We start from the raw sequence: 12518 nt of genomic DNA on the forward strand, positions 1-12518 counted from the left end.
CTTTGCAATAAAGTATCTTCACAGACAGCCACAGTCTAATTCGTCCCCCCCCTTTCAGTATTTCAACACTTCCCTCAAATATCAGCGTTAATTCATAAGGAGTCACATGTGTCACTCCATGCTTGTGCAAAATGGGTCAAAATGTCCCATATTAGCTTTAATAACGGATCGAGATCATAAAATTAACAACTGACCGTCTTAGCGTTTACATTTGTCTTTTGTGGTTTGATTTAAATCAAGTTCCACAGCTAAAGACAAACATATAGTGGAATAGATCTTATGCACCCCGACAACAATAAGAAGGTGACGTTATGGATACTCACGCAGCCCTATATGCACAAGGCCAGCAGCGTTTAGCTTATTTACGCGCTATTGCGCCAAGGCAATCAGTCAGCCTTGAACAGAAAATGGCTGATAACGGCATTACTCGCCGAGACTTTATAAAATGGAGCGCGGCCATGACTGCCATGCTCGCATTACCCCTACCCTTTAGTAACTTGGTCGCAGAAGCTGCTGAACTTGCAGATCGTGTGCCGTTAATTTGGCTACACATGGCTGAATGTACTGGTTGTTCTGAATCCTTGATTCGAACCGACTCTCCGAATTTAGACACCCTGATTTTTGACCATATTTCATTGGAATACCATGAAACCCTAATGGCTGCATCAGGTTGGCAAGCTGAAGAAAATCTTGAACATGCACTGGCACAATACAAAGGTCGTTATTTATTAGCCGTAGAAGGAGCAATTCCGACTGCCAACAACGGTGCTTTCTTAACCGTGGGTTGTAAAGGTCATACGGGTCTTCAGATTGTAAAAGATGCCGCAGAAGGTGCTGCCGCAATCATATCAGTCGGTACCTGCGCGGCTTTTGGTGGTGTCCAAGCGGCATACCCTAATCCTACAGGCGCTAAGGGGGTGCATGAAGTTGTCGATAAAACCGTGATTAACTTAGGCGGATGTCCGCCCAGCGAGAAAAATATCGTTGGCACGCTGATGTACTTCATCATGTTTGGTAAGTTACCTGCTCTAGACATGTTTAACCGCCCTAAATGGGCATATGGCGCTCGAGTACACGATAACTGCGAACGTCGTGGCCGCTTTGATGCCGGTGAATTCGTTGAAACCTTCGGCGACCAAGGCGCAAAAGATGGCTACTGTTTATATAAAGTGGGTTGCAAAGGTCCATACACATATAACAACTGCCCAACAGAAAGGTTTAATCACCACACTAGTTGGCCAGTATTAGCAGGTCATGGCTGTATGGGCTGCTCTGAACCTAACTTCTGGGATGATATGGCCGATTTTGAAAAACCACTAGGACGACAACTTCTACATGGTATTGATGCCACAGCAGACACAATTGGCGCCGTCATACTCGGTGCAACTGTTGTTGGGATCGGCGCACATGCCGTTGCAAGTGTATTTGCTAAGCCATTGGAGGATTAATCATGAACAAACGCGTAGTTATCGACCCTATCACTCGTATCGAGGGTCACTTACGTATCGAAGTTGAAGTTGATGAGAATAATGTCATCACTAAGGCTTGGTCATCATCAACATTATGGCGTGGCATAGAAGTTATTCTTAAAGGCCGAACGCCTATGGATGTGGGTTTAATCGTGCAACGAATTTGCGGAGTCTGTACTTATTCACATTATCGATGTGGTACTGAAGCTGTAGAAAATGCATTAGGTATGACAATCCCTGTAAATGCCAAGTATTTACGTAGTTTGATGCAGTCGTCATTGTACATGCATGACCACATCGTCCATTTTTATCATTTACATGGATTAGATTGGGTTGATGTTGTCTCAGCACTGGGGGCCGATCCCGCTAAAGCAGCTCAAGATTCACTGAAGTATACTGACAAACCGATTGCAACGGGCGAAGGCGAACTTCGAGCAGTTCAAGAAAGGGTTAAAGCCTTAGTTGAAACAGGTAAATTAGGACCATTTGCCAATGCGTATTGGGGTAATGGTACTTATCGTTTTACCCCTGAACAAAATCTAATTGCCCTATCACATTATCTTAAAGCGCTTGAAGTACAACGGGTAGCGGCTGAGATGTTAGCCATATTTGGTGGTAAATCACCTCACCCACAATCATTAGTTGTAGGGGGGGTTACATCGGTTCGCGATATGTTAAGCCCTGCTCGTCTTCAAGAATGGAAGCAAAAACATGCCATAGTGCAAGACTTCATCGAAAGAGCTTATCAAGCGGATATCGTGATGGCAGCCGAGGCATTTGGTACGGAAGCAAGTGTATTAGGCGGTGTCAATGTAAAGAGTTTTTTATGTACCAATGACTTCTTAATGGGCGATGGTCAATACCTGTTTGAACAGGGCGTTATCATGCACGGCGATCTCGCTAACGTGACTGACATTAATCCAGACTTTATCAAAGAAGATGTTACCCATGCATGGTACCAAGCCGATAGTGCTCAACACCCTTATGATGGCACAACCGTGCCCGACTATACCGGTTTTGTCGAACGTGAAACGGTTTATGGGAAATTACCGACTCTAGATGGTGATGGCAAATACTCCTGGGTTAAATCACCTAGATATCAAGATGAACCTGTTGAAGTCGGTCCCCTATCTTGTTTGTTAGTTAACTACGCCAAAGGTAACCCAATTGTTGTTGATGCGGTTAACGGATTACTTGCCAGAACAGGTTTACCTATTGAAGCCTTATTCACGACATTAGGGCGAACCGCCGCACGTATGCTGCAAACAGTGCTTGTGGGTCAGGCGAGTTTACACACATTTGATGCTTTGATAACCAATCTTATGAGTGATGAATCAACCTTCATCGCCCCTGAAATTGACTCAAACAAAGAATATGTTGGCCATGCGATGAATGAAGCGCCCAGAGGCATGTTAAGCCATTGGATACGGATTAAAAATGGCAAAGTAGAAAACTATCAAGCCGTTGTACCTACCACTTGGAATGCTGGCCCTGTAGATGCTAATGGCAAAATGGGCCCTTACGAAGCTTCATTAATTGGTTTAACACTCGAAGATCCAACCAAACCATTAGAAGTGATCCGAATTATTCACTCATTTGACCCATGTATGGCGTGTTCGGTGCATGTGATGGATTACAAAAAGCAGACCTTAGGCCAATTTAAAATTGATCCCAACGGTTTTTAATGTGAGTGAACAGATTCAGGAGGGATGACTTATGCAACATCAAGCAACCCATACCAGGCATTATATTTTTACCCCAGCAATCAGAATATTTCACTGGTTAAGGGCGTTATCAATTTTTGTCTTGATTATTACAGGGTTTTACTTAGCTTGGCCGTTTTTAGTCGCACCAAGCTCAAGTGACGTGCTCGTTCAAGGTTGGCTGCGTTTTGCCCATATTATATTTGGTTTTGCGTTAACTGCGGTCACCTTTGCTCGATTCTATTTGTTCTTTTTCAGTAGACACGATATCGAAAGGCGTTCTTTCAAAGACGTGATGAGTGTCTCTAGCTGGATAAGCCAATTAAAATCATATATTTGGGTCGGCCACCTTAATAAAGCCGGCGTTTATGGCCCATTGCAATTTGTGACTTACGTTGCGATTTCCATCGTGGCTTTGTTTATCTGTATCACTGGGCTTGTGTTATATGCCAATGTATATCACCAAGGTTTAGGCGGAGCATTGTGGGAAATATCGGCTTGGATCACAGCACAGATGGGTGGTTTGGCGTACGTTCGTGTTATACACCATTATTTAATGTGGGCATTTATCATCTTTGTGGTGATCCATGTTTATATGGCGGTGTGGTCAGGAATTCGTTTTAAGCATAATTCGGTTGACTCAATCGTATCCGGTTATGATTATCATAGGGATCATTAAGCGCCGTGAAAAAAATACTCATATTGGGTATTGGCAATGTATTGTACGCCGATGAAGGTATCGGCGTACATTTTGTCAATTACATCCAAGATAAATACCTGTTTAGCCATCCTAGCTATCAGTTAGACATCATTGATGGTGGCACCTTAGCCCAAAGCTTAATTCCCTTAATCAGCCAATATGATCAGCTCATTGTTGTCGATACCGTAAACAGTCACCATGCTTGTGCCGGTGAGGTATTCTTTTTTGATTTTGATCATGCACCTGCCGAAATAGACTGGCAAGGCAGTGCGCATGAAGTTGAAATGCTGCAAACATTGACCATGATGGATATGGTTGGCGACCGCCCTGCTACTCAGGTTCTTGGTGTTATTCCTACAGTAATTGAACCTATGACCTTGGGACTTACACCTGCGCTTATTCAAGCCATCCCAACGATGGAAAAAACCTTAATCTCCTATTTATCAGCACAAGGTGTGGTTTTTGAACAAAAAGCATCAATCCAGATTGAGGATGTGATCCCAGATGCCTACAAACGTGGAGTAAACCATGAAGCACATTATTCAGTTTGAATTTATTTGCTTAAAATCGGTGCCGCTATATGAACATCTGTGTCAACTCTATGCACGCAGTACCGAAATATCGATTAACTTCGGGATAGTTACCGATGAACAGCAGCATGTCCATTATTTCATTGAAGCATATGCCGAGCAGGCAGAGCTAGAGCATCTTGCGGATAACATCGCAGCCGATTTTTTACTCTCTGTATGGTTAATTGATACCAATATTCAGCGCATGTCTGAGCCGCAATTCCCAATATCAGCGATACAGGAGCAAACTAGGCCCGCACCCTTGTTATTTTGCCAACATTGCCAACCCCTATTTGGCGATAATCAAAGTCCACACTTCGGTAAAATTGACCTAGTTTGCCATCATTGTCATGGTGAAACCGAACTCACTGCGGCGCAACGAGGTTTAACCCAGCATGATATTCATGCCATGGTTGATACCTTATTAACCAAGGGAGAGTTAGCACTTAATAGTGAAGCACTGATGCTGTCAATTAAAGAACCACTACAACCTACAATTAACCAGAATCAAGCAAGCTATATTCGCCCCCATATCCTGATTTGTAATCCAAACACCTTAAACGCACAATTAACCGTGAATGATTATCACGTTCTGGCGCTATCAAGCATAGAGAAACCGATTTTGACTCTTGCAAGCTGCGATAAACAGCATAGCCTAGAAAATTGTACCCATGCCGTGCGCTATGATGTGCAATTTGCTTATAATCGCTTGCTACAGGTGATATGCGAGCGTTTGCGTCAAAAAGGCATAAACTGGGTTTACTTAAGTCCATTAACTGAGGTCGAAAATTTAACTCCGGCGTTACGTTTGGCCAGAGTCAATCAACACTGGATTGAAATCGGTAAAACCTCAACGACTGAAATTAAAATTGCCGCAGCTTGTTTGCATCAACAATCGATATTTTCAAATTCGACTATTGATTATATTGCTGAAGATAAATCAACCTCAAATAGACTGCCTTATCAGGTGCACTTAAGCTGTGCGCCGCTGCAACATACCGAGTTATCGTCATTATCCAGCGTGCAAATGCCCCATAAAAACATCGAGCAGCATTTAGGTTATCGCGCCCTACTGGGTTGTTTGTCAAATTGCCCAGACAAACCCAAACATGCAGCTGTGCTATATTTTAGCCAACAACAAATAAGTGAAATTGCCACCATTGACGGCCAAAGTCAGTATGAATGTTTTTTCAATTTTGCTGAAATACCACAAAACGGCTATGAAATTTGTCACCAGTTGTTATCCAGTAAACAAGCGCCTTTACTGGTTAAATATAAACAACAATTTCCGCAAAGTTATCTGCGTTTACTTGATCTAAAACTGCATAATCAAACGGCTAACTTAAGCAGTTTATTAACGCTTGCTGCAATCATTATTGGCTGCCCGGTAAATGAGCACGCTCAACATGCTGTTCATCAACAATTATTAGATGGCATCATCAGCTCTGCTGAATGCTACCGAGGCAATAACGCGCCAAGAATTGATTTCCCTTTGATCAAAGGAGAAGCGGTCAGAAGTCTCAATTGGTGTAAAACATTGGCTACCTTAATGAGTTTTAAAATTGCGGGCGAAGAAGATAAAGCCAAACTCGCTTATGGTTTTTTTGACTCTTTCGCTGACTTTTTAAGCAATTGGTTAGAACATTTGGATCAGAATATTGGCATTAAACAAATCGTCCTTGCGGGGAGTGAATTTAGTTACCCCCCGTTAGCGAAACAAATACAGCTGCGAATAGGTAAAAACTTTCCATTAACCGTTAATCCACAATTAGATTTAGAGGGTGCCAATATTGCCATTGGCGGTTTATTACTGCCAATTCGTCGACGCGGAAACCACACTTAATGAACCAAAAATCAGCCTTGTTAATTCAAAAGCAAATAACCGTTGAAGGCATAGTCCAAGGGGTAGGATTCAGACCTTATGTTTTCCGTTTGGCTAATAGGCTAAAGCTTAAAGGCACAGTGCTGAATGACAGCAGAGGTGTTGAAATTGTTTTACAAGGCAGTATGGAACAAATTGATGCGTTCATCTTTGAGCTACAAAACGCCCCGCCACCGCTAGCTCGCATTGATGAACTCATCTGTATAGCACAAGATATCATTGAAGTACTTGAACAATTCAGCATTTTAAAAAGTGAAGCGAATGATATCCAGGCCATTGTTGCGGTATCAGCCGATAAAAGTACCTGTCAGGATTGTCTGGATGAAATTAACAGCCCAGCTAACAGACATTATCACTATCCTTTTACTAACTGCACAAATTGTGGTCCCAGATATACCATTATCAACCAATTACCATATGACCGTCATTTAACCTCAATGGCAACGTTTTCCATGTGTGATGATTGTGCTAAGGCCTATCATGATCCGCTTGATAGACGTTATCATGCGCAGCCCGTCAGCTGCCCTGCCTGTGGCCCACAATTGCGCTTATATATTGATAACCAGTTAGTCGATTGTTCACCGCAGCATGTCATCAAAGCAACTGTAGATTTACTAGCCCAAGGAAAAATAATTGCCCTTAAAGGCTTAGGTGGATTTCACTTAATTTGTGATGCCACCAACGAACAAGCGGTAGCCACATTAAGGCAACGAAAACACCGCCCAGCTAAACCCTTAGCCGTGATGGTGCCAAATATAAGTCAGGCTAAACAGTTCGCGACAGGCACGAGTCTTGAGTGGCAAGTGTTAACCAGTGCCGAGAAACCGATTACTTTATTAAACAAATTAACTCTGGATAAGGGTGAAACTCCTTTTCTGGCAGCGTCAGTTGCACCAGGCATAGATCGTATTGGGTTATTTTTGCCCTATACACCGTTACATCATTTAATACTTGAGGCATTTAACAAACCCATTGTGGCGACAAGTGCTAATCGCAGCGGTGAACCTATCATAGGCGATATCGCAGGCATTTTTGCATGTTTAGCGGATGTGGTTGATGCCATTGTTGACCATAATCGTCCGATAGCCAATGCCTGTGACGACAGTGTGGTGCAAGTGATTCATAACCAGCTGCAAGTGATCCGCCTTGCCAGAGGTTTTGCGCCGCTGACACTTAGCCATGGTTTAACTACATCAAACATTAAGCCAACACTTGCAGTGGGTGCACAACAAAAAAATACCATTGCATTGGCATTTAACCGCAATATGATTTTATCCCCACATATTGGCGATTTATTTAGCATTGAAGCGGATCAATATTTTAAGGACAACCTAGCCACATTTAAGCGGCTTTATCAATTTAGCCCTAGGGCTATTGTCAGTGATCATCATCCGGATTATTCCCCAAGTATTTGGGCTAAACAATTTGTTCAACATCATCACGGTGTCAACTTGGTGTCAATTCAACATCATTATGCACATATTATGGCAGTGATGGCCGCTAATCAGTATCAACACAAGGTGATTGGATTTAGCTTTGACGGCACAGGTCTTGGTGAGGATGATGCGCTATGGGGCAGCGAGGTAATGCTTGCCGATACGAGCCAATTTACAACTCTAGGCCATTTTAGTTCGTTTAAACTCATTGGTGGAGAGCAAGCCATTAAGCAACCTGTGCGGATATTACTGTCATTGCTATTTGAAACATGTTCCCTTGAATACATCAAAACGTTGCCGATTAAGGCAATTAAGCAATTAAGTGAGTCAACCCTTAACAATCTCCATAAGTTATGGCTGAGTAATCATCATTGTATTCCTTGCCGCTCTGTTGGGCGTCTGTTTGATGCGTTAGCCGTAGCACTGGAATTGATTGATACCAACCAGTTTGAAGGACAAGCCGGCATGATGATTGAGTCACAAGCGGCCAAAATGGATTTAAATGACCAAAACCCATCGATTGATTTACCTGATTTATCAATCACACCACAATACGTTGATAATAAAATCGTTTGGCAAAGCCAATTACTGTTTAGCCAGATAATCAACATTATCTCCCAAGCTAAACCACTAAACGACAGCTTAAGATCTTACCTTTGCCATCAGTTTATCGAAGCGATTGCTGAGGCCGTTAATGATGTTGCACAAGGATACCCTCAATATCCTTTGGTATTGGCTGGCGGCGTATTTCAAAACAAACGCTTATTACATCGTTGTTTAACCAATGCTGAAACCAACCAACATCAGGTGCTACCATCTCAATATGTCCCAGTGAATGATGGTGGCATCGCATTAGGTCAACTTTGGTATGGGTTAAATAACCAACAAAATGAGAACTTAGTCACAAACTCGCATTAACCTTTCACTAACAGTAAAACAATTCATTAAAACTGATTTTCATCAAGGTTTTAAACTCAAAATTAACGCAGACTGTATTTATTGACATCTAGTTAGGAAAGATTATGTGCCAGGACTGCGGCTGTTCAATGACTCATGACCATCATGATCATTCATTGAAAACCAACCCTCAATTGAATGATAAAAAAACCTTATCGGTCATTCATAAAATCCTCAATAAAAATGATCTCGAAGCTCAGCATAATCGCGATCATTTTCGTCAGCATCAGGTTACCGCATTTAATCTTATGAGTAGTCCTGGCAGTGGCAAAACTACTCTTTTAGAGCATCTTTGCCAACACTCAAACTTAAAATATGCAGTCATTGAAGGTGATTTAGAAACATCACGAGATACAGACCGATTAATTGCTAAGGGCATTTCGGCCTATCAGATACAAACGGGTTCTGCCTGTCATTTAGATGCCTTTATGGTGCATGGCGCCTTACATCACATTAAGCTAGATGAATGTGATATTTGTTTTGTTGAAAATGTCGGTAATCTTGTTTGCCCAGCCAGTTACGATGTAGGCACACATAAAAACATCGTGCTGTTATCGGTACCTGAAGGTGACGATAAAATAGAAAAATATCCGGTCATGTTTCGTAAAGCGGATGTCGTTGTGATCACAAAAACCGACTTACTGCCCTATTTTGATTTTAATCTTCAACACGCCAAAGCTGAACTTTATAAACTCAATCCCCATGTCGAGTTAATCGAATTATCGGTAAAAGATGCTGCAACATTTAGCCCTTTGGCCAACTGGCTCACCACTGCCCACGACAAAAACCTGACTGCAAATATCCAGGAGGTATAAGCATGTGTTTATCTGTACCTTCACAAGTTGTCAGTATTCATGACGATGCCAGCGTAACGGTTGACACCATGGGGGTTAAACGCCGTGTCAGTAGCCATTTAATGTCTGAGCCATTAGCCATTGGTGATTACGTACTCATTCATATTGGCTTTGTGATGAACAAAATTGATCATCAAGATGCACAACAAAGCTTGGCGTTATACCAACAAATTGTGGCATCAATGAATGAGCATGGTGAATAACATGCAATTAACCGATCTTTACCAAGGTTTTAGAGATCCCGCTACGATTTATTCGTTGGCAACCGAAATTAAAACACTGGCATCCGGATTAGACACAGATGTGAATATCATGGAAGTCTGCGGCGGTCATACTCATACCATAATGAAATATGGCTTACTGCAGTTATTACCAGAAAATATCAAATTTATACATGGGCCAGGATGCCCGGTATGCGTGATGCCCAAAGAGCGAATCGATCACGCCATTGCGTTAGCCAATCAGCCTAATGTGATCTTAGTGAGTTTAGGTGACATGATCAGAGTGCCGGGCTCAACGCGCAGTTTGGCCAATCACCGAGCAAAAGGCTGTGATATTCGGCCCATTTATGATCCACTCGATACCCTCAAAATTGCTGAGGATAACCCAGATAAAACGGTGATATTTTTTGCCATTGGCTTTGAAACTTCCACACCCATGACCGCGGCACTGATTGAGCAAGCTGAACAGCAAGGGGTTAATAATCTACTGTTTCACATTAACCATGTGCTTGTACCGCCGGCGATCGACGCGGTAATGGCAGAGAAAAATGCCAAAGTGAATGCTTTTATTGGTCCTGCCCATGTCAGTGTGATTTCTGGTGCAAAAATCTATCAAGCAGCGGTTGATAAATATTCTACCCCAGTTGTGGTATCAGGTTTTGAACCTGTCGATGTGATGCAGTCAATTTTATCTATTGTTAAGCAAAAATCTGCCAATGAAGCCAAACTGGAAATTCAATATACCCGTTCAGTCACTTTTGCTGGCAATGTGCACGCCCAACAATTAGTTAATCGCTACTTTGAGCTAAGGGATGAATTTAGATGGCGCGGACTCGGGCCAATTGCTAAATCCGCGCTCAAGCTTAAAGATGAATTTATTCAACGCGATGCAGAACAATATTTCCAATCAATATTACCGACAAAGCCTATCGATGATCATAAAGCATGTCAGTGCGGGGATATATTACGCGGTCTTGCCAGCCCGAAAGAATGCAAAGTCTTTGGCCGTGGATGCAGTCCGCAAACACCACTAGGCAGTTGCATGGTAAGTTCTGAAGGCGCATGTAACGCTTATTATCGTTACGGAGAAATACCCCATGGTTTATGCAAATAAAACAATTCAGCTGAGTCACGGTGGTGGTGGCAAGGAAATGGATCATTTAATTAAATCGATTTTTTTTAAGGCATTTGATAACCCTATTCTGCGCGCCGAAGAAGATGCTGCTAAATTACAACTTTCTGGCCCTGTAGCCTTTACAACCGACTCTTTCACTGTTTCACCGCTTTTCTTCGCGGGAGGAAATATTGGCAAATTGGCGATAGCGGGCACTGTTAACGATCTCGCCATGATGGGAGCACAACCTGAGTACCTCAGTTGTAGTTTTATCATTGAAGAAGGATTTTCAATAGCCGATCTCAAAATCATAGTCGAAAGTATGGCGCAAGAATTACAACAATCGGGCGCACGGATAGTCTGTGGAGATACCAAAGTGGTTCCTCGGGGTTGTGCAGATGGCTTATTTATCAATACCACGGGCATTGGCAGAATCATCATGCCAAATATATCGAGCAAAAACCTAGCAGATGATGATGTCATCATTGTCTCTCGGGATATTGGTCGACATGGCGCAGCAATACTCATGGCACGAGAAGGACTTGAACTTGAGTCAGAACTCACCAGTGATTGTGCCAGTTTATGGCCTATGGTTGAGCAATTAATTGCAGCAAACATTCCCATTCATGCAATGCGTGATGCTACCCGCGGTGGACTTGCAGCCGTGTTGAATGAGTGGGCTAAAGCGTCCAATGTGGGTATTAATTTAAATGAAAAAGCGATCCCCATTGCTGATGAAGTTAAAGGCTTGTGTGAGCTATTTGGATTTGAAGCCCACGATCTTGCCAATGAGGGTACTTTTGTTATTGCACTTCCGCGTGAAGTCGCCGAAGGTGCGGTAGAAATTTTACAGCGCTACGGCCACTGTGAAAAAGCCTGCATCATTGGCAATGTCGTTGCAGCACATTTAGGCAAAGTGGTATTAACCACTCCATGGGGAAGTCATCGCTATTTAGACTTACCCCAAGGTGAATTACTGCCAAGGATTTGTTAATGCACGAATACTCTATCGTGATGGCACTCATAGAACAATGTGAAGCGTTAGCAAAGCAGCATCATGCGATTGCGGTTGAACGCGTGAACATTAAAGTGGGCATTTTAAGTGGGGTTGAACCAAGCCTATTGGCGCAGGCGTTCAATACGTTCAAATTAGACGGTTTATGCGCCAAAGCTAGTTTAGACATGCATATTCAGCCCTTAGTGTTGCAATGCAATCACTGTCATAAACGCACAGAGCAAATGCAGCGAGTTGTGTTGTGCCCAGATTGCAATTCAGCAGATACACAGGTTATTGACGGTGAAGACATGATGCTAATGCAATTAGAAATGGATACGTAGATTTAACGCAACCACTTCGTCTTAGCACTGATGTCATTATAAAAACAATGTTTTACTTATACATATAAATTAAGGAAATGGTAATGAATAAACTTATCGGGTCTCTCTCTTTAATGGCTATTTCTGGAGCCGCATTTGCCCATGAAGGACATGGTGCACCTGGGTTGTTCCATCATTTTGAACAAATGGCCCCTGCCATCATTTTAATCGCTTTGGTAGCAGGCATTATGTGGAAAATGAAAAAATAGCTAAAGCGAATTAAGTCAAACTGTTCT

General features: G+C 42.5%; 12 protein-coding genes. All 12 read left to right on the forward strand.

The annotated features are described in order from the left end of the window. Positions 1-311: 311 nt before the first annotated feature. The 12 genes from hyaA to OHT75_RS15085 all read left to right on the forward strand — a co-directional run bounded on the left by hyaA (position 312) and on the right by OHT75_RS15085 (position 12491). A complete protein-coding gene (gene hyaA / locus OHT75_RS15030) occupies positions 312-1448 on the forward strand; it encodes a nickel-dependent hydrogenase small subunit (protein ID WP_264728072.1) in 1137 nt (378 codons plus the stop codon). A 2-nt stretch (positions 1449-1450) separates the two neighbouring features. Next, complete coding sequence (gene hyaB, locus OHT75_RS15035) at positions 1451-3154, forward strand: nickel-dependent hydrogenase large subunit (protein WP_264728074.1); 1704 nt, start codon at positions 1451-1453, stop codon at positions 3152-3154. A gap of 31 nt (positions 3155-3185) precedes the next feature. Then, complete coding sequence (gene cybH / locus OHT75_RS15040) at positions 3186-3851, forward strand: Ni/Fe-hydrogenase, b-type cytochrome subunit (protein ID WP_264728076.1); 666 nt, start codon at positions 3186-3188, stop codon at positions 3849-3851. 5 nt (positions 3852-3856) lie between these two features. Next, entirely contained in the window at positions 3857-4423 is a 567-nt protein-coding gene (locus tag OHT75_RS15045) for a HyaD/HybD family hydrogenase maturation endopeptidase (protein ID WP_264728078.1), read from the forward strand. Continuing rightward, positions 4401-6284, forward strand: a complete 1884-nt coding sequence (locus OHT75_RS15050; protein ID WP_264728080.1) for a NiFe hydrogenase — start codon at positions 4401-4403, stop codon at positions 6282-6284. The genes OHT75_RS15045 and OHT75_RS15050 overlap by 23 nt, the downstream gene beginning before the upstream one ends. Further along, entirely contained in the window at positions 6284-8677 is a 2394-nt protein-coding gene (gene hypF, locus OHT75_RS15055; protein WP_264728082.1) for a carbamoyltransferase HypF, read from the forward strand. The genes OHT75_RS15050 and hypF overlap by 1 nt, the downstream gene beginning before the upstream one ends. Positions 8678-8781: 104 nt before the next feature. Then, entirely contained in the window at positions 8782-9531 is a 750-nt protein-coding gene (gene hypB / locus OHT75_RS15060; RefSeq protein WP_264728084.1) for a hydrogenase nickel incorporation protein HypB, read from the forward strand. A 2-nt stretch (positions 9532-9533) separates the two neighbouring features. Next, positions 9534-9773, forward strand: coding sequence for a HypC/HybG/HupF family hydrogenase formation chaperone (locus OHT75_RS15065; protein WP_264728085.1), 240 nt, complete (start codon positions 9534-9536; stop codon positions 9771-9773). A gap of 1 nt (position 9774) precedes the next feature. After that, the gene (hypD, locus tag OHT75_RS15070) at positions 9775-10905 is read left to right on the forward strand and encodes a hydrogenase formation protein HypD (protein WP_264728087.1); all 1131 of its coding nucleotides are present in this window, start codon (positions 9775-9777) and stop codon (positions 10903-10905) included. Next, a complete protein-coding gene (gene hypE, locus OHT75_RS15075) occupies positions 10889-11899 on the forward strand; it encodes a hydrogenase expression/formation protein HypE (protein ID WP_264728089.1) in 1011 nt (336 codons plus the stop codon). The genes hypD and hypE overlap by 17 nt, the downstream gene beginning before the upstream one ends. After that, the gene (locus OHT75_RS15080; protein WP_264728091.1) at positions 11899-12243 is read left to right on the forward strand and encodes a hydrogenase maturation nickel metallochaperone HypA/HybF; all 345 of its coding nucleotides are present in this window, start codon (positions 11899-11901) and stop codon (positions 12241-12243) included. The genes hypE and OHT75_RS15080 overlap by 1 nt, the downstream gene beginning before the upstream one ends. Before the next feature lie 83 nt (positions 12244-12326). Then, positions 12327-12491: a hypothetical protein gene (locus OHT75_RS15085; RefSeq protein WP_264728093.1), complete on the forward strand. Its 165-nt coding sequence runs from the start codon at positions 12327-12329 to the stop codon at positions 12489-12491. Positions 12492-12518 lie beyond the last annotated feature (27 nt).

It is taken from the genome of Shewanella subflava (assembly GCF_025971955.1).
Lineage (GTDB): Bacteria > Pseudomonadota > Gammaproteobacteria > Enterobacterales > Shewanellaceae > Shewanella > Shewanella subflava.